Source organism: Nocardiopsis sp. NPDC058631 (assembly GCF_042716955.1).
Taxonomy (GTDB): Bacteria; Actinomycetota; Actinomycetes; order Streptosporangiales; family Streptosporangiaceae; genus Nocardiopsis.
Genome location: NZ_JBHXQY010000006.1, coordinates 1 through 16,620, shown reverse-complemented (window position 1 = coordinate 16,620; position 16,620 = coordinate 1). Strand labels below are relative to the sequence as shown.

Below are 16,620 nucleotides of genomic sequence, written 5' to 3'. Positions count from 1 at the left end.
CTGCGACCTCCCCGGGGTGCCGGAGCCCCAGCTTCCGAACGCGTCCCCGGTGCGGGGTTCGTCGTGTCCCATGCCGAACGAGCCTTCCAGGGCGAGCCGGATCGCGCACCCCCTTTCACGGATCCGGTCCGGCAGGGGAGGCGGGCCCGTGCCGGGCGTGCACGTGGCGGCGTCCGGGTTGAAGGGGTTCCGGAGTTGAAAGGCAGTGGTCGTGGCCCCTGACACCTCCCGGGGAAGGTCGGCACCGCGGCCCTGTGCGAGCGGGGGCACCCCCTTGCCTGCGGGTGTCCCATGGTCATACGTTTTGCGGTGTTCACCAGACACCGGGTAGGAGAATCATGAAGATCCTTGTCGTGGGTGCCGGAGCCGTCGGCGGCTATTTCGGTGCACGCCTGGTTCAGGCGGGCCGGGACGTCGACTTCCTCGTCCGCCCCGCGCGCGCCGAACTCCTCCGGCGCAAGGGGATGGTCCTTCGCGGCGTGGACGGCGGTGTGGAGACGGTCCCCGTCACCCCGGTGACCGCCGACCGGCTGGGGGCGGACTACGACCTGGTCGTCCTCGCCGTGAAGTCGTACGGCTTCGACGCCGCTCTCAAGGACGCCGCCCCCGCGGTGGGGCCGGACACCGTGGTCCTGCCGTTCCTCAACGGCATGCGGCACGTCGACGCGCTGGTCGAGCGGTTCGGTGCCGACCGGGTCTACGGCGGTGTGGCCATGGTGATGACCCGGCTGGGCGCGGAGGGCGAGATCGTCGAGGTCGGCAGGATGGGCCGACTGATCTACGGCCCCCTCTCCGAGCACCCCGTGGTGGCTCCGTCCGACGTGCACGCCGCCCTGGACACGGGCTCCTACGCGGCTTCCCTCACCGGTTCGGTGCGCCAGGAGCTGTGGAACAAGTGGGTGTTCCTCGCGGCCCTGGGCGCGTGCACGTGCCTGATGCGCGCACCGATCGGCCCGATCAACAGCGCGCCCGGCGGCCAGGAGTTCACGTCCGGGATGTTCGCCGAGGCCATCGCGGTGGCGACGGCGGCCGGGTACCCGCCCGGCCAGGACGCCCTGGACCGGGCCGACGCGTTCGTCGCCGACACGACGGCGACGACCACGACCTCGATGTACTGGGACCTGACACAGGGCAACCCGGTGGAGGCCGACCAGATCATCGGGGACCTGGTGGCGCGGGGTCGCGAGCTGGGGGTGCCCACCCCGCTGTTCTCGCTGGCCTACACCAGCCTGAGTGCGTACTCGGCCGCACGCGCCTGAGCCCCGGGGCCGCGCCGACGAGCAGGACCCGGTCGGCGAACAGGTCCATGAGTCCTCGCCCCGTCCCCGGGGGCCGGGGCGGCTGGGTCGCCGACGACGTCGACGGTGACGGCCTCGCGGACCTGCTCTTCCTGAGCGCCTCCACCGAGGTCGGGGAGGTTTTCGGGGCAGAGCCGCGCCCGGTGGTGGTCCACGGCTCGGAGAGCGTGTTCGACAGCGGTTCCTTCGGCCGCTGAGCCCGGCTCCGTGTGCCCTTCGAGCCTCCCACTACCCTGGCGGGATCCCCGAAGGCCGACCGGGCACGCCCGCCGTGCCGGCTCCCCGACGATCGGACGATCCCATGTACCCCCTCCGCCCCGTCCCGCTCGCCCTCGCCTGCGTCCTCCTCCTGGGCGCGTGCGCGAACGCCCCTGAACCCGGGGGTTCGTCGGACGGGCAGGACCAGGGGGCCGACGAGGTGTACGGACTCGCCCCCGTCCCCGAGGGCGGTGGCGGCGAGGTCCCCGACGACGTCAACGGGGACGGCTACGCCGACCTCCTCTTCCTGGGGCCCGTGGAGACCCCCGGACGCGAGGGGGCCTGGGAGCAGACCCGGCGGCTGGTGGTCGTCTACGGCTCGGAGCACGGCCCCGAGCCGACCACGCGCACGGGCCTCGAAGCCGGGGCCGTGACCGCCGTCGCCTCCGTCGGCGGCGGTCAGCACCTCCGGGCGGGGACCGCCGACCTGGACGGGGACGGTTTCGCCGACATCCCCGTCACGACCGCTCCGCCCTCGGGGCAGGGGATCGGCGAGGCAGCGGTGTTCTGGGGCGGCCCCACCGGACCCGCCGCGGACGAGGCGCCCGTGCCCGTGGCGTCCGCGTCCTCCGGGGAGGGCGAGGACGACGAGTGGTCGCCCAGCGGGGCGGCCCCGGCACCCGGCGACTTCGACGGCGACGGCCGCGCCGACCTCGTCTCGTTCGAGGAGTCGGACGGGGGTTCGCGTCTGAGCGTCCTGTACGGGCCGTTCGACCGTGAGGGCGTTCCCGAACGCACCGGCCACCGCACGGTCGGGGCCCGGGCCGGCGACCTGGTGCCCGCCCCTGTCGCGGAGGGGGTCCCCACCCCTCTGCTGGTGCGGCGCGGCGACGACGGCGAGCAGCCCGGCAACACCCTCTTTCTGACCGGGGAAGGCGACCCCGAGGAGTGGGGGGAGGCCGAACTGCGCGCCGGGGGGATGTCCGTGTTCGGTGACTTCGACGGCGACGGCGAGACCGACCTGGCCGTCGGCGACGACGGGGGCAGGAACAACGAGCCGGGGTACGGGACCGAGCTCCCCGAGGTGGACGACAAGCTGAACGTGTACCACGGCCCCTTCGGCACGGACGCGCCCGAGCCCTCCTCCGTCTCGCTGCCCCGGGACGAGGGCTCCTACGGAGTCTTCCGCTCGCTCGGCGGGTGCGACCTGGACGGGGACGGCGCCGACACGCTCGCGGTGGGCCTGGGCGGCCACGGCGTCGACCTGGTGGACGACACGGACGCGGGCCCCGTCCTGAGCGGGGCGCCTCCGCTGGTGCGCCCGGCTCCCGGAACCGGCTCCTCCGGCGGCGGCGCCCCGGCGGCCCACGTCTTCGCCTGCGCGGACCACAACGCCGACGGATCCGACGAACTGGTGCTGTACCAGGTACCGAAGGCGGACTGGTCGACGCCGCTGCGCTGGTGGGTCACCGACGGGAGCGAGGACGAGGTGGCCTTCGACGGCGCGGGCTTCGAGGACTGAGGCGGTCCGCGCACCCCGGCGGCGGCCGGGCTGACACCATGCCCGCATGACTCCCGAACCCAACCCCCCGCGGCTCCCCGCGCTCACCGCCCCGCCGCTCCCCCGGCCCGCCCTGATGCTCCAGGAGTGGCGGGACGTCGCCTTCTGGCACTGGCCGCTCCCTCCGGAGGCCGCGGCTCCGTTCCTGCCCCCGGGCACCGAACCGGACGTGCTCGACGGTGTCACCTACGTCGGCGTCGTCGCCTTCCGCGTGGCGCGCACACGCCTGCCGGGAGGGGTTCCGGGCGGCGGCTACGGCGAGGTCAACGTCCGGCTGTACTCCGTCGACGGCCTCGGCCGCCGGGGGGTGGTCTTCCTGTCACTGGAGGCCTCCTCCGCCCACACCGTCCTCGCCGGACGCGCGGCCGCGGGGCTCCCGTACATGTGGTCGGACGTCAGTGTCGGCAAGCAGGGCTGCGGTGTCGCGTACGCCTCCCGGCGGCGCCTGCCCCGGTCACCGGACCCCGCCCGGGGGCGGTTCCACCTGCGGGTGGGCGGGCCGGTCGACGACCCGTCCCCGTTCGAGCGGTTCGTGACCGCCCGGTGGGGTCTGCACACGCGCCACGCGGGCCGCACCCGCTGGGTGGCCGCCTCCCATCCGAGCTGGCGCCTGTACCGGGCGGTCCCCCTCGGCTGGGACGGGACTCTCCTGGAGCACGCGGGGCTCCTCCGCCCCTCGGGGGAGCCGAGCGTGCTGTTCTCACCGGGCACGGACACCCGGTTCGCGCCGGGTGGGGCTCTCGTGCGCCCCAGGTGAGGAACGCCCGCCCGCTCCGCCGCCTTCCGGCGACGGACCGCCCCGGCCCGGAAGAAGCGGGCCGGGGCGGTCCGTCGGGGCGGAAGCCGTGCGCATCCGGCAGGGACGGGCCCTCCCTCGTCAGCAGGCCTCGAAGAGGTACTCCTCCTCCTGTGGGCCGACCAGGTCCAGGTCGCGCAGGATCATCCTGGTGGGCGCCCCGGGGGAGGCGCAGGCCTCGGCGAAGGTCAGCCCGGCCTCCTCCAGGGCCTCGGGGTACTCCACCGCCAGCACGTCGTCCCCGTAGGCGTCGGTGTAGGCGCCGCACTCGTTCCAGACGGAGCATTCCTCGGCCATGGCGAAGTCGAAGCCGACCTCGTCCCTGCCCTGCTCGGTGACCTCGGCCGCGTTCTTCTGCCCTGCGGCCATCCCGTGCCCGTGGGTCAGGGCGACCAGCTCGGCGGCGAGCGCCAGGTTGTCGTCCGGTGTCAGCAGGCCCTCGGAGCGCAGGTCGGAGTCCAGGTTGTCGAACTCGACCGCGTCGAACCCCTTCTCCGCGCAGGAGGCGACGGTCTCGGCGAGGACCCCGGCGATGTCGGACCTCTTGTCCTCGGTGGAGGTGTCCAGGAGCCGCTCGTCCGGCCAACCCGGGTCGACGACCGGTTCGCCGGAGCCGTCGCGCAGGATGAGGTCGGGGTGCTCGGTGAGCCACCACTCCAGGTCGCCCGGCTGGGTCTGGAACCCGTTGACGTAGCAGACCGAGTACATGTCCGGCTCGGGTTCGGCCGTGGAGTCGCGGACCACCGTGCCCACCCCGGCGGGGGGTTCGTAGGACGCGCCGAGCTGGTAGTCGAAGGTGCCCTCGGGAAAGTCCACGTCGGACGCGGACGCGCTCTCGTCCGCGGTGTGGGAGCTGACGGGTGTGCTCTCGCCCGGCCCGGCGCAGGCCGAGGCGGTGATCACGGCCAGGAGTGCCGCCAGGAGGCCGCCCGGTGCCGTTCTCAGGATCGGTCGTGGTGCGGGCATGGGTGGGTCCCCGTTCTGTCGGGCGGGCGTGTCCGCCGCCGTCTCGTGCCGGCCGGGTGGTTCCCGGACGAAGTGTGGTGATCCTCCCGCAGCGCCCCGGTGCCGTGCGCCGGAAGCGGAAGTGATCCTTCGCACTCGCGTTCGGCCGCCCCGGGGCGGTCTCCGCCAACAGGGTGCGTGCCCGGTCCGCTCCGGCGCCGGACGGTGGCACGCCCCATCCCTGTGACCTGGCCCCGGGCCCCGCGCTCCGGGGCAGGGCCGCCGCACGCGGCGACCCCTCGCGGCGAAGTGCGCGGTATGCGGCTTTACCGACAAGGAAGTTGAATTTTGAACGAGATGCAGCACAGTGTATCTTCACGGTTTCCGAGCGTTATATCCGTTCTGCGTCCGATCCCCCGCGGTGCGCCCGGTTCCGCCTCCACCCGACTGCCGGAAGGTCCGCGATGAACAAGACCGCCCCTCCCAGTACCAGCCCGGCGTTGAGCACACTCCTCGCCCAGGTCCCGGGCGTCGAGCACGTGGTGCTCTGCACGGAGGGCGGCCTGGTCCACACCCTGGCCCTCGGCGCGGAGCGCCGCCAGGCCGACCAGCTCTCGGCCCTGGGCAGCTTCCTCTTCAGCGGAGCCGAACGCATCGGCTCGCTGACGAGGTACGGCTCGGTCGACCACCTGGTGATCCGTCTCCAGGGGGGAGGCTCGATGCTGGTGCGCCCGGTCGGCACGCTCCTGAGGGTCGTGATGCTGACCAGCACCGACACCCCCCTCCCCCGCGCGGCGGTCTCCCTCGACCGGCTCGTGCGGGAACTGGAGGGCAACCTCCCCGCGACTCCGTAGCCCGCCCCCCCGGGCGGAGGTGCCGGGAGCCGCCAGGCGGCGGCTCCCGGCGCGTCGTCAGGCCTTCCTGCCGACGCCGCCGTACTGGTCCAGCTCGGCGGGCTGCTCGGCCCCCACCGCCAGGGGCCGCCACCGGGTGACCGGGACCAGGCCCGGCTCCAGCAGCTCCAGCCCCTCCAGGTAGCCGCCGATCTGCTCGGGGCTGCGGGAGATGTAGGGGACGGCGCCGCTCTCGTTGTACTCGTCCTGGGCCGCGGCGTTGGCCTCGCTGTGGACGTTGCTGCCCTCGCTCACCGTGAGGTGGCTGCCCGGGGGGAGGCCCGCCATCAGCCGCTGCACGAGGAAGACGGCCTCCTCGTACTTCTGCACGTGGCCGAGGACGCCCATGAGCATCAGCGAGACCGGCTGGTCCAGGTCCAGCAGCTCGCCCGCCTGTTCCAGGACCGACTCGGGCTCGTACAGGTCGGCGTGGATGTACTGCGTGCGCCCCTCCGGAGTGCTGGTGAGCAGCCCCCGCGCGTGGGTGAGGACGAGCGGGTCGTTGTCCACGTAGACGATCCGTGACTCGGGCGCCACCGACTGGGCCACCTCGTGGGTGTTGTTCGCGGTGGGCAGGCCCGTGCCCACGTCCAGGAACTGCCGGATGCCGACCTCGCCCGCGAGGTGGCGGACGGCGCGCTCCTGGAAGGCCCGCGAGGCCCGCGCCATCTGCGCGATCCCCGGGAAGGTCTCCAGGAACTGCTCTCCCGCCTCACGGTCGACCGGGAAGTTGTCCTTGCCGCCCAACCAGTAGTTCCACACTCGCGCCGAGTGCGGAACCGTGGTGTCGATCGTCGGTTCCCGCCCGCTCATGGGTCGCCCGCCTCACTGCTGTCGCTGTACCGGGACCTCGATCCTACGGTTCGCTCGATCCGCTGTATCCCTTACGCCACAGTCGTTTCGCGTTTGTCCCGCCCGTCCCGCCCCCGGCGCCGGGTCCGCGTCGGGGTGGCCGGGAACCGTCGCGGTCGCGGGCACGACACCCCGGAAGCCGGCGGCCCGCCCCTGGGGCGGCCCCGCGTCGGAGGACCTGGCGCGAAGACCCCGGACACTCACGATCCCACCTGCGACAATGGGCACATGCCGAGTCCGCTGACCCGTGTGCCGCCCCTCGTCCGCGCCCGTGAGGCGGGCGGATACGCCTATCTCCTGGCGTGGGTCGAGACGCGCGCCGGGCTCCGTGCCCGGATCACCTGGGTGGAGCAGTACCGCGAGGAGCCCTACCAGTGGCGCTGGGAGGTGGCCGAGGTCCCTGCCACGCGGGTGACACAGATGGCCGGGCAGTCCTACCAGGGGGTTCCCCGGGAGCGGCGTGTGGACGGCTGACCGCGCCGCCGCCCCCGCGGGCCGGTCGGGGGTGCCACCACGCCTCCCATGGTCTAGAATTCGTACACAAGTTCGATCGTGTCGCTTCTTCCCCACCGGCACCAGGACCGGGCCGGATCCCGGCACGCCACACGGGGAGGGAGAGCGCATGCGGCACGGCGGCGAGCACACCGACTTCGCCCACCTGGGGGTCGTCTCCTCGTTCTCGACCCACCACGGCACCTGCCCTCCCGACCGGTTGGCCGCCCGCGCCGCCGACCTGGGGCAGGGCATCCTCGCCCTCGCCGACCGCGACGGCGTGTACGGCATGGTCCAGCACGTGCGCGCCTGCCGGCGAGCGGGCATCCGTCCCGTGCTGGGCTGCGACCTGGCGCTGGCCTCCCCCGGCGGCGGCCGCGTGACCCTCCTGGCCCGGGGGCGCCCCGGCTGGGCCGCCCTGTGCCGCCTCGTCACCCGTGCCCACGCCCACACCCGCACGGGCGCCGACCTCCCGGACTCCCAGCGGGTCCAGGGCGCGGCCCGCGCCCCTGCCCTCCCCCGCACCGCGGTGGCGGAGGACTCCGCGGGCGTGGTCGTGCTCCTGGGACCGGGGTCCGACGTGGGCGAGGCCCTCGCCCTGGACCGCCCCACCCGTGCCCGCCACCTGCTCGCCCGTTGGAAGGACGCGGCCGAGGTCGCGATCGCCGTGGCCGACCACGACCTCCCCGGGCAGCGGCGCACCGCCCGCGCCCTGCTGTCCCTGGCCTCGCAGACCCGAACTCTCGCCGTACTCACCAACGCCGTCCGCTACCCGGTGGCGGAGGACGCCGAGGTGGCGCACGTCCTGGACCAGGCCCGGCGGTGGGCACCCGGCGGTTCCCGCCCCGGCCCCGCCACGGACCAGGCGTATCTCAAGAGCGGCGCCGAGATGCTCACCGTCGCCGAGCGGCTGTGCGGCGGGGACACCGCCCGGGCCCGGCGCCTGGTCGCCCACACCACGGCCCTGGCCGCGTCCTGCACCCTGGACCCCGTCGCCGACCTCGGTATGGACGACGTCCACCTGCCCGATGTGCCCCACGCGACCGACCGGCTCCTGCGGGCCTGCGAGGACGGCCTGGTCCGGCTCGGGCTGGGGCGCGACCCCCGGGCCCGGCGCCGCCTGTCCCACGAGATGGGGATCATCGAGGGCAAGGGGCTGTCCGCCTACTTCCTGACCGTCGCCGACGCCGCCGCGCGCATCCGCGACAAGGGCATCCGCTGCTCCATCCGCGGTTCGGGCACCGGCAGCCTGGTCAACCACCTGACGGGTATCTCCGCCGTCAACCCCCTGGACCACGGGCTGGTGATGGAGCGGTTCCTCAGCCACAGCCGCACGGGGCTGCCCGACATCGACCTGGACGTGGAGTCCGCCCGCAGGCTGGAGGCCTACGACGCGGTGTTCGGCGGCTACCCGGACGGGACTGCGTGCGTGTCGATGATGGAGACCTACCGGGCCCGCAGCGCCCTCCGGGAGGTCGGTGCGGCCCTGCGCCTGCCCCCGCTGGAGGTCGACCGCCTCGCCAAGGCGTTCCCCCACCTGCGTGCGGGCCGCATCCGCGAGGCCGCCCGGGAACTGCCCGAGCTGCGGCGCTACGACGGCACGGGGCTCGACGACCCCGCCACCCAGGACCTGTTCCGGTTGGCGGAACGGTTGGACGGCCTGCCCCGGCACGTGGCCATGCACCCCTGCGGCCTGGTCGTCTCCGACGCCTCCCTGCACGACCGCGTCCCGGTGGAGCCGTCCCTGGCCGGCTACCCCATGGTCCAGCTGGACAAGAACGGCGTGGAGCGGATGGGGCTCGTCAAGCTGGACGTCATCGGGGTGCGCATGCAGTCGTCGCTGGCCCACGCGCGGTCCGAGGTGGAGCGCACCACCGGCCGGGCACCGGACCTGGAGGCCCTGCCCCGTGACGAGACCTACCAGATGATCGGGGCCTCGCTCACCCTGGGCTGCTTCCAGATCGAGTCTCCCGGCCAGCGCGAACTCCTCAGCCGCCTGCGCCCCACCGGTATGGCCGACCTGATCGCCGCCATCTCCCTGTTTCGACCCGGGCCGGTCAAGGGCGACATGATCACCCCCTACCTGTCGGCCCGCGACGGCGCGCCCCCGGCCAGGTCGCTCACCCCGCTCCTGGACGACGTGCTCGCCGAGACCGGCGGGGTGGTGATCTGGCACGAGCAGATCATCGCCCTCCTGCACGCCATGACCAGCTGCGGCCCGGACCGGGCCGAGGCGATGCGGCGGCGGCTCGGTACGGTGCAGGGGCGCGCCGACGTGCGGGAGGCCTTCACCTCCATGGCCTACGACTGCGGACACGACGAGGAGACCGTCGAACGCGCCTGGGAGGTCGTCGCCTCGTTCGGCTCCTTCGGGTTCTGCAAGGCGCACGCCGCCGCGTTCGCGCTCCCCACCTACCAGTCGGCGTGGCTCAAGCGGCACCACCCGGCCGCCTTCTACGCGGGCGTCCTCACCCACGACCCCGGGATGTACCCGCGCCGCGTGCTGGTCGCCGACGCCCGCCGCTTCGGGGTTCCCGTCCTGGGGGTGGACGTCAACCGGTCCGAACGCTCCTGGCGGGCCGAGCGGACGCCGAAGGGCCGGTGGGGCGTGCGCGCGTCCCTGGCCGACGTCCGGGGGATCACGGGGGCGGAGGTCGACCGGGTCCTGGCCGAGCGGCCCTTCCTGTCGCTGCCGGACGCCGCGGACCGGGCGCACCTGTCCCGCGAGGCACTGGACAACCTGGTGCGGGTGGGTGCCTTCGACGCCCTGTGCGGGGTGGACACGGGCGCGCGGGGCGGCCCGGGCGGGGCGGACACGGCACCGGGGCCTCCCGACCGCCGCGACCTGCTCCTGCAGGTGTCCGCCCTGGAGCGCTCCCGCAGGACGCGGACCGACCGGGGGCAGCTCCCGCTTCCGCTGGGGGGCACCGCTCCCGCGCGGGGCTCGCTCCCGGCGACCACCGCGGACGAGCGGGTGTCGGCCGAGCTGGAGGTACTGGGGTACGAGGTGGAGCGGCACCTGCTCGACGGCTACGCCGACTTCCTCGCCTTCCTGGCCGTCCACCACCGCCTGGTACGCGCCCAGGACCTGCACCTGGTACCCGCGGGAGAGGAGGTGCTGGTGGCGGGGGTGAAGGTGGCCACCCAGACCCCGGCGGTGCGCTCGGGGCAGCGGATCATCTTCGCGACCGTGGACGACGCGACGGGGCTGGCCGACCTGACCTTCTTCGCGTCGGTGCAGCACCGGTGCGCGGCCACGGTGTTCTCCTCCCTGCTGCTGGCGGTGCGCGGCAGGGTGCGCAGGGCCGGGTCGGGGATGGCGACCCTGACCGCCTCCCACGCCCACGACCTGGCCGACCTGCACCGCGTCTGGGAGGAGCGGGGGGCCGGCGGGTTGGCGGAGGCGATGCGCGCGGACCCGCCGGCGACCCCCGTGGGGGTGCCGGCGGGGCGTGCGGCGCGGCACCTCTCCCCCGGGCCCGTCCCGGGAACGGTCCGGCGCCTGTGGCACGCCAGCCCGGGCAGCTCGGGCCGCTGAGGCCCGCGGGGCCGGTGTGCGCCCCCGGCCGAAGGGGGCCGCGAGGCCCCTCCCCGCCCCGGCCCCGCGGGGCTCGGGGCTCAGGCCTCGGGGATCAGGGCAGGATCGAGTCCACGTACCCTCCGTCGACGCGCAGCGCGCCCCCCGTGGTGGCGGAGGCCAGGGGCGAGCTCAGGTAGACGACCATGTTCGCGATCTCCTCCGGTTCGATCAGCCGCTGGAGGAGGGACTGCGGCCGGTGCTCCCTCATGAAGGTGCGCTGTGCCTCGTCCCACGGCAGGTTCTTGTCGACGAGTTCGTACACGAAGTCCTCCACGCCGCCGGTGTGCGTGGGGCCCGCGATGACCGAGTTGACCGTGACACCCGTGCCCGCGGCCTCCTTGGCAAAGCCCCGGGACACGGAGAGCAGCGCGGTCTTGGTCACGCCGTAGTGGATCATCTCGGCGGGGACGACCACGGCGGAGTCGCTGGCGATGTTCAGCACCCGCCCCCAGGCCCGCTCCCGCATGCCCGGGAGGTAGGCACGCGTCATGCGCACCGCCGTGAGGACGTTGACCTCGAAGTAGCGGCGCCACTCGTCGTCCTCCACCTCCAGCGCGGGCCGGGCGCCGAAGATGCCGAGGTTGTTGACGAGGACGTCGGTGTGCTCCACGGCGTCGAGGACCCGGCGCGCACCCTCGTCGGTGGCGATGTCCCCGGGGGCGGCGATCAGGTCCGCGCCGGGAAGCTCCGCGGCCAGGCGTTCGAGCGCCCGCCCGACGGACTCCTCCGTCCGACCGTTGACGGCGACCCTGGCGCCGGCCCGGGCCAACCCCAGTGCGATGGCGGCTCCGATCCCCTGGGTGGATCCGGTGACCAGCGCGGTCTTGCCGGACAGGTCGATCTGCATGCGGACTGCTCCCTACCGTCGCAACATCGCTCCGGGACGACGGAGCGCGGGACACGAAGGTAGTTGCACACGCTGTCTTTACGCAAATGCATCTATCGGGGTGTCGTCAGGAGGGGTCGCCCGGGGCGGCCCCGGGCGACCGGCGGCACGGCCTCCCCGCGGGTGTCAGACCAGGGAGCGCAGGGTCTCCACCAGAGGGGTGGTCGGGCGGCCGATCAGGCGGGAGAGCTCACCGCTGGTGGCGTCGAGCTCCCCGTCCCGGATGTTGGCGTCCAGGGCGACGAGGAACCCGGCGGTGCCCTCGTCCAGCCCGGCGCCGGTCAGGGCCGCCAGGTGCGCCTCGGGGGTGAGGTCCCGGTACACGACCTCGCGGCCGAGCACCTCGCCGAGGTCCCGGGCCAGGGCGGGGAAGGCCCAGGCGGTGTCTCCGGACAGCTCGTACACGGCGCCCGTGTGGGCCCGGGGGTCGCGCAGGACGGCGGAGGCGGCCTCGGCGAAGTCCTGCCGTGAGGCGCTGGCGACCCTGCCCCCGCCGGCGCTGCCGATGACGACTCCGCTCTCGCGCGCCGGGCCGAACTGCTGCTCGTAGTTCTCGTTGTACCAGCCGTTGCGCAGGATCGTGGTGGGGATGCCGGACGCGGCGAGGACCTCCTCGGTGGCCTTGTGCTCGGGGGCCAGGACCAGGGTGGTGACGGTGGCCCTGGGCGCGCTGGTGTAGACGATGTGCCCGACGCCGGCCTCCCTGGCGGCCTCGACGGCGTTGGTGTGCTGGGCCACCCGCCTGCCGACCTCGCTACCGGAGATCAGGAGCAGGGTGTCGGCGCCCCGGAAGGCGTCCTTCAGCGAATCCGGGTCGTCGAGGTCCACGCGCGCGGTCCGCACACCGGTCGCGGCCAGGGCCGCCAACCTGTCGGCGTCCCGGCCGGTCGCGATGATCCGGTCGGCGGGGTGGCCGTGGGCCAGGAGGTCGGCGACGACGAGGCGGCCGAGGTGGCCAGTGGCACCGGTGATGACGACGGACATGCTGGTCCTTCCGATCGCGGGCCGGGGGTCCCCGGCCTTCGTGGGGTGGTAACCGGCCCGCTCTTCGGAGCATTCCAGAAGTCATGTACCCACCTTTAGGTGAGGTACCTACCTTTTGGTAAGGTCGAGTCATGACAACGTCGGAGAAGACCCCCGTCGGCCCGCCGCTCCGGGGAGAGGTCCTGTCCTCCGACTGCCCCTCCCGGAGGCTGCTGGGCGACATCACCAGCAAGTGGGGGGTGCTCGTCCTGATCTCCCTGTCCAGGGGGCCGCTGCGCTGGAGCGGACTGCTGCGCACCATCGGCGGCATCAGCGAGAAGATGCTCGCCCAGACCCTGCGCACCTTCGAGGCCGACGGGCTGGTCCTGCGCGACGCCCGTCCGGTGGTCCCGCCGCACGTGGTCTACAGCCTCACAGGCGAGGGTCGCCAGGTGACCGACCTGCTGCTGCCGCTCGTGGAGTGGGCCCAGGACCACGTCGCCCCCGCACCGGGCGCCGAGGCGGACGGGGAACGGTAGGGCCCCGGGCGGCCGGCCCCGCCGCCCCGAGCCGACCGGGCAGCGCGCCCCGCACGCCGTTTCCCTTCTTTCACACCGCACCCAAAAACAACTCGTTTCCCCGTGAATCCGGGTTCAAGCCCGCGGGACCCATGGCGGCCCCGGGCGGAAAACCCCCTGACAACACGCAATCCTTGATAAAAGGGATTCCCCGCTTTTCATGAGCCCCCGACGGTGGCCCACCTCCCCACCTGCGGCGCGCCACGAAAACACTTCCGCACATCGTTCGCCGACGCCTCGTACTGCCGGACGGGGCCGGTGGCAGCCGGTGAAGCCCTACTTTGGTCCATGTTCTGATCTGGGAGAACGTCGCGAAAGCGGGAGCGACGGGCCACCGGAGCACCGTTCACCGCGCGGTCACGGTACGTCGGCGGCGCGGGGCGATGCCAGTGCCCCTGACCGCGACCGTCAGGTCGGCGCCGAGGTCCTTCGCACTCACTTGTTCGGCCAGCGTGAGCAGGTACCGGCGCTGGGGTTCGGTGATCGGGATCAGCGGCCGACTCCGACCGCAGCCGCGGTCAGCGGGCACACGGTGAGCGTCACCGCCAACGCCGCGGGCGAGGGGCACCAACGGTGCTGGCCCTGCCATGACGTCTGGTGGAAGGCCAATGAGGGCCGCCTCAAGGCCCAATGCCGAGGGGTGCCGCGGCACTCGGCTTCGCCGGTCGGGCCCGCAGGTGATGCCCATCAGCGGCGCACCATCCGGACGAGGGCGGCGGTGTCGTGTCGGCGGAACCAGGCCACGACACAGACCAGGACCAGGGTGCACGCCGGGATGGCGACCAGGTCCGGGGTCACGACGGCGCTCAGGACCGTCGCGCCGATCATCAGCGGGACCTGGCAGAGCGAGGCGAGGCCGCACAGCCGGGGAACGAGCAGCGCGATCGCCCCGGCGAGCTCCAGCCAGCCGACGACGACCATGCCGGGGATGCCGAGCCCGATCAGATCGAATGGCGCGACGGCGATGGGGTCGGCCATCGCCTTCGGGAGGGCGATGAACGCGAACACGACGGCCAGCAGCACCTGCAACGCCCAGAGGGCGACGGTGCCGGCGATGGGTCGGGGTCGGGTTGAGGGCGTCGTCGTGGGCATGTCGGTTCCTGTCGTCGTGGTCGACCGTGTCCCGGTCGGAGTCGGTGGAGGCAGGCGTTGCCCCGGCTCGCCGGGGCGAGCCCGGCGTGCGAGCCTGCGGGGTGCCCCCCGGCCACGAGGTCGATGACGGCACGGCGTTCTTCCTCCGACGGCCCGCGCGAACCCCATGTCTGAGGTGGCGCAACAAATGAGAATCCGTGCCGTTGCGGCATACTCAAGCCGAACACCCCCGTTCGTGGCGGAGATCACGTGCCATTCCTGCGGTTCCAGTCGGGCGGCGCTGGCGCTGGGCCGAAGACCCCTCTCCCGGCCCGGTCGAGCCGCGGACGCCTGCGGCCATAGGGATGAGGGGGGTCTACCGCCAACGGCTGTAGCAATCCTCCTCGACCCCCGACTTCCACTGGGCGAGAGCACGAGTGGAGGGCGGGGCCGTGGCCCCGCCCTCCATCAAGAACTCCCTGATCGGTGGTCAGCTCGCCGTGGCCTGCTCGTTCCTGGCCCGAGTCTGCGCCAGCCGGTAAGGGTCGGTACCGGTCTCGATGATGGTCCCGCCGAAGGTGAGCCGGTCAACGATCGCTGCGCGGAGCCGAGGGTCGGTGAAGGTCTTGGTCCATCCGCCGAAGGACTCGTTGGAGGCGATGGCCAGGCTGTTCTTCTCCTCGCGTTCGGCCCCGGGGACGAGGAGACGCTGGTGCTGGAGTGTTGTGACCGCAGCGTCCCGGACAGGGCCGCCCGTGGGGGCGGGTCCGCCTCCGGTGCGTTCGACCCGGTGCGCTGGAGGCACCTCGCCCCGGACCCGTGAGTCGGGGGCCGGGTCCCGCAGGTCGGGCGCGGGGTCGGGGTCCGCCCTCGTCCCCGAGGGCGGGAACGACCACGTCAGCGGCACGGACCGCGCCCCGTTTTGCATGTTCATTCATTTTTCTGCATACTTATTTCTATGTCCAAGGTACTCACTTCCCTTCCTGTCGGCGAACGTGTCGGAATCGCCTTCTCCGGGGGCCTCGACACCTCCGTGGCCGTCGCGTGGATGCGCGAAAAGGGCGCTGTCCCGTGCACCTACACCGCCGACATCGGCCAGTACGACGAGCCCGACATCGCCTCGGTGCCCGGTCGCGCCAACGCCTACGGCGCCGAGGTCGCCCGGTTGGTCGACGGTCGCGCCGCCCTGGTCGAGGAAGGGCTCGCCGCCCTGGCCTGCGGTGCGTTCCACATCCGCTCGGGAGGGCGCCCCTACTTCAACACCACCCCGCTGGGGCGGGCCGTCACGGGCACCCTGCTGGTCCGCGCCATGCTCGAAGACGGCGTCCAGATCTGGGGCGACGGCTCCACCTACAAGGGCAACGACATCGAGCGGTTCTACCGCTACGGCCTGCTCGCCAACCCCTCCCTGCGCATCTACAAGCCGTGGCTCGACGCCGACTTCGTCAACGAGCTCGGCGGCCGCAAGGAGATGTCCGAGTGGCTGTCCGAGCGCGACCTGCCCTACCGGGACAGCACCGAGAAGGCCTACTCCACCGACGCCAACATCTGGGGCGCCACCCACGAGGCCAAGGCCCTCGAACACCTCGACACCGGCATCGAGATCGTCAACCCCATCATGGGTGTGCGGTTCTGGGACCCCGAGGTCGAGATCGTCCCCGAGGACGTCACGATCGGCTTCGAGCAGGGCCGACCGGTGACCATCAACGGCCGTAGGTTCCCCACCGCCGTGGACCTGGTGCTGGAGGCCAACTCCGTCGGGGGCAGGCACGGCCTGGGCATGTCCGACCAGATCGAGAACCGCGTCATCGAGGCCAAGAGCCGCGGCATCTACGAGGCGCCGGGCATGGCCCTCCTCCACGCGGCCTACGAGCGGCTCGTCAACGCCATCCACAACGAGGACACCATCGCCAGCTACCACAACGACGGTCGGCGCCTGGGCCGGCTGATGTACGAGGGACGCTGGCTGGAGCCGCAGGCGCTCATGGTGCGCGAGTCGCTCCAGCGCTGGGTGGGCACCGCCGTCACCGGCGAGGTGACCCTGCGGCTGCGCCGCGGTGAGGACTACTCGATCCTGGACACGACCGGGCCGGCGTTCAGCTACCACCCGGACAAGCTGTCCATGGAGCGCACGGAGGACTCCGCGTTCGGCCCCGGCGACCGCATCGGCCAGCTCACCATGCGCAACCTCGACATCGCGGACTCCCGCGCGAAGCTGGAGGAGTACGCCCGGATCGGCATGGTCGGCAGCGCGGACGCGCACCCGACGTCGATCGGAGCGGCCCAGGCCGCGGCGACGGGGCTGATCGGCGCGATGCCCGAGGGCGGCGCCGAGACGATCGCCTCGCGCGGCCAGGCCGCCGACGACGACTGGCTCGACCACGTCGCCATGGAGTCCGGCACCGACTAGGTCCAATGCCGTTCGGTTAGCCGTCTGGTGGGCTTGGCAAGGCTTCGATCGTGATGTGGACGACTGTTCTGTGGGTGCGGTGGTCGATGTCGCGGCC

At 73.0% G+C, this 16,620-nt stretch carries 15 protein-coding genes and 1 pseudogene; 9 read left to right on the top strand and 7 right to left on the bottom strand.

Going from position 1 to position 16,620, the window contains the following annotated elements:
- The first annotated feature begins 338 nt into the window (after positions 1-338).
- From ACFWTE_RS03945 to ACFWTE_RS03930, 4 genes are all read left to right on the top strand, one after another.
- Complete coding sequence (locus tag ACFWTE_RS03945) at positions 339-1,259, top strand: ketopantoate reductase family protein (protein ID WP_378777772.1); 921 nt, start codon at positions 339-341, stop codon at positions 1,257-1,259.
- A gap of 47 nt (positions 1,260-1,306) precedes the next feature.
- Positions 1,307-1,495 (top strand): hypothetical protein, encoded by a 189-nt coding sequence (locus ACFWTE_RS03940; RefSeq protein WP_378777770.1) that lies wholly within the window; start codon positions 1,307-1,309, stop codon positions 1,493-1,495.
- A 104-nt stretch (positions 1,496-1,599) separates the two neighbouring features.
- Positions 1,600-3,018, top strand: a complete 1,419-nt coding sequence (locus ACFWTE_RS03935; RefSeq protein ID WP_378777768.1) for an FG-GAP repeat domain-containing protein — start codon at positions 1,600-1,602, stop codon at positions 3,016-3,018.
- A 46-nt stretch (positions 3,019-3,064) separates the two neighbouring features.
- Positions 3,065-3,814 (top strand): YqjF family protein, encoded by a 750-nt coding sequence (locus tag ACFWTE_RS03930; RefSeq protein ID WP_378777766.1) that lies wholly within the window; start codon positions 3,065-3,067, stop codon positions 3,812-3,814.
- Between the two features lie 120 nt (positions 3,815-3,934).
- On the opposite strand, the gene ACFWTE_RS03925 is transcribed toward ACFWTE_RS03930, so the two are convergent.
- On the bottom strand, positions 3,935-4,819 hold the full coding sequence (locus ACFWTE_RS03925) for an endo alpha-1,4 polygalactosaminidase (protein ID WP_378777764.1): 885 nt from the start codon (positions 4,817-4,819) through the stop codon (positions 3,935-3,937).
- Between the two features lie 443 nt (positions 4,820-5,262).
- Between ACFWTE_RS03925 and ACFWTE_RS03920 the strand changes: the two genes are divergently transcribed.
- On the top strand, positions 5,263-5,652 hold the full coding sequence (locus tag ACFWTE_RS03920) for a roadblock/LC7 domain-containing protein (RefSeq protein WP_378777762.1): 390 nt from the start codon (positions 5,263-5,265) through the stop codon (positions 5,650-5,652).
- A 57-nt stretch (positions 5,653-5,709) separates the two neighbouring features.
- Here the strand turns inward: ACFWTE_RS03920 and ACFWTE_RS03915 are convergent, their stop codons facing one another.
- Positions 5,710-6,504 (bottom strand): SAM-dependent methyltransferase, encoded by a 795-nt coding sequence (locus ACFWTE_RS03915; protein WP_378777760.1) that lies wholly within the window; start codon positions 6,502-6,504, stop codon positions 5,710-5,712.
- 267 nt (positions 6,505-6,771) lie between these two features.
- Between ACFWTE_RS03915 and ACFWTE_RS03910 the strand changes: the two genes are divergently transcribed.
- Together ACFWTE_RS03910 and ACFWTE_RS03905 are read left to right on the top strand one after the other, a co-directional pair.
- Entirely contained in the window at positions 6,772-7,017 is a 246-nt protein-coding gene (locus tag ACFWTE_RS03910; protein ID WP_378777758.1) for a hypothetical protein, read from the top strand.
- Between the two features lie 148 nt (positions 7,018-7,165).
- The gene (locus ACFWTE_RS03905) at positions 7,166-10,573 is read left to right on the top strand and encodes a PHP domain-containing protein (protein ID WP_378777756.1); all 3,408 of its coding nucleotides are present in this window, start codon (positions 7,166-7,168) and stop codon (positions 10,571-10,573) included.
- Positions 10,574-10,667: 94 nt separating this feature from the next.
- Here ACFWTE_RS03905 and ACFWTE_RS03900 read toward each other — a convergent pair whose 3' ends face one another.
- Together ACFWTE_RS03900 and ACFWTE_RS03895 are read right to left on the bottom strand one after the other, a co-directional pair.
- Entirely contained in the window at positions 10,668-11,462 is a 795-nt protein-coding gene (locus ACFWTE_RS03900) for an SDR family NAD(P)-dependent oxidoreductase (RefSeq protein ID WP_378777753.1), read from the bottom strand.
- A gap of 165 nt (positions 11,463-11,627) precedes the next feature.
- The gene (locus ACFWTE_RS03895; RefSeq protein WP_378777751.1) at positions 11,628-12,485 is read right to left on the bottom strand and encodes an SDR family oxidoreductase; all 858 of its coding nucleotides are present in this window, start codon (positions 12,483-12,485) and stop codon (positions 11,628-11,630) included.
- Between the two features lie 131 nt (positions 12,486-12,616).
- On the opposite strand from ACFWTE_RS03895, the gene ACFWTE_RS03890 reads away from it, so the two are divergent.
- Positions 12,617-13,003: a winged helix-turn-helix transcriptional regulator gene (locus ACFWTE_RS03890; RefSeq protein ID WP_378777749.1), complete on the top strand. Its 387-nt coding sequence runs from the start codon at positions 12,617-12,619 to the stop codon at positions 13,001-13,003.
- 385 nt (positions 13,004-13,388) lie between these two features.
- On the opposite strand, the gene ACFWTE_RS03885 is transcribed toward ACFWTE_RS03890, so the two are convergent.
- From ACFWTE_RS03885 to ACFWTE_RS03875, 3 genes and pseudogenes are all read right to left on the bottom strand, one after another.
- On the bottom strand, positions 13,389-13,571 hold the full coding sequence (locus tag ACFWTE_RS03885; RefSeq protein ID WP_378777747.1) for a hypothetical protein: 183 nt from the start codon (positions 13,569-13,571) through the stop codon (positions 13,389-13,391).
- Positions 13,572-13,729: 158 nt separating this feature from the next.
- Entirely contained in the window at positions 13,730-14,134 is a 405-nt protein-coding gene (locus ACFWTE_RS03880; RefSeq protein ID WP_378777745.1) for a DoxX family protein, read from the bottom strand.
- A 469-nt stretch (positions 14,135-14,603) separates the two neighbouring features.
- A pseudogene (locus ACFWTE_RS03875) lies at positions 14,604-14,801 on the bottom strand (ATP-binding protein); the annotation flags it as partial.
- A gap of 270 nt (positions 14,802-15,071) precedes the next feature.
- Here ACFWTE_RS03875 and argG point away from each other — a divergent pair.
- On the top strand, positions 15,072-16,523 hold the full coding sequence (argG, locus tag ACFWTE_RS03870) for an argininosuccinate synthase (protein WP_378777743.1): 1,452 nt from the start codon (positions 15,072-15,074) through the stop codon (positions 16,521-16,523).
- Positions 16,524-16,620: the final 97 nt, after the last annotated feature.

What these genes read in the sequence shown, in the direction of transcription:
- ACFWTE_RS03945 (WP_378777772.1), top strand. Translation starts at nt 339, where the DNA reads ATGAAGATCCTTGTCGTGGGTGCCGGAGCCGTCGGCGGCTATTTCGGT.
- ACFWTE_RS03940 (WP_378777770.1), top strand. Translation starts at nt 1,307, where the DNA reads ATGAGTCCTCGCCCCGTCCCCGGGGGCCGGGGCGGCTGGGTCGCCGAC.
- ACFWTE_RS03935 (WP_378777768.1), top strand. Translation starts at nt 1,600, where the DNA reads ATGTACCCCCTCCGCCCCGTCCCGCTCGCCCTCGCCTGCGTCCTCCTC.
- ACFWTE_RS03930 (WP_378777766.1), top strand. Translation starts at nt 3,065, where the DNA reads ATGACTCCCGAACCCAACCCCCCGCGGCTCCCCGCGCTCACCGCCCCG.
- ACFWTE_RS03925 (WP_378777764.1), bottom strand. Translation starts at nt 4,819, where the DNA reads ATGCCCGCACCACGACCGATCCTGAGAACGGCACCGGGCGGCCTCCTG.
- ACFWTE_RS03920 (WP_378777762.1), top strand. Translation starts at nt 5,263, where the DNA reads ATGAACAAGACCGCCCCTCCCAGTACCAGCCCGGCGTTGAGCACACTC.
- ACFWTE_RS03915 (WP_378777760.1), bottom strand. Translation starts at nt 6,504, where the DNA reads ATGAGCGGGCGGGAACCGACGATCGACACCACGGTTCCGCACTCGGCG.
- ACFWTE_RS03910 (WP_378777758.1), top strand. Translation starts at nt 6,772, where the DNA reads ATGCCGAGTCCGCTGACCCGTGTGCCGCCCCTCGTCCGCGCCCGTGAG.
- ACFWTE_RS03905 (WP_378777756.1), top strand. Translation starts at nt 7,166, where the DNA reads ATGCGGCACGGCGGCGAGCACACCGACTTCGCCCACCTGGGGGTCGTC.
- ACFWTE_RS03900 (WP_378777753.1), bottom strand. Translation starts at nt 11,462, where the DNA reads ATGCAGATCGACCTGTCCGGCAAGACCGCGCTGGTCACCGGATCCACC.
- ACFWTE_RS03895 (WP_378777751.1), bottom strand. Translation starts at nt 12,485, where the DNA reads ATGTCCGTCGTCATCACCGGTGCCACTGGCCACCTCGGCCGCCTCGTC.
- ACFWTE_RS03890 (WP_378777749.1), top strand. Translation starts at nt 12,617, where the DNA reads ATGACAACGTCGGAGAAGACCCCCGTCGGCCCGCCGCTCCGGGGAGAG.
- ACFWTE_RS03880 (WP_378777745.1), bottom strand. Translation starts at nt 14,134, where the DNA reads ATGCCCACGACGACGCCCTCAACCCGACCCCGACCCATCGCCGGCACC.
- argG (WP_378777743.1), top strand. Translation starts at nt 15,072, where the DNA reads ATGTCCAAGGTACTCACTTCCCTTCCTGTCGGCGAACGTGTCGGAATC.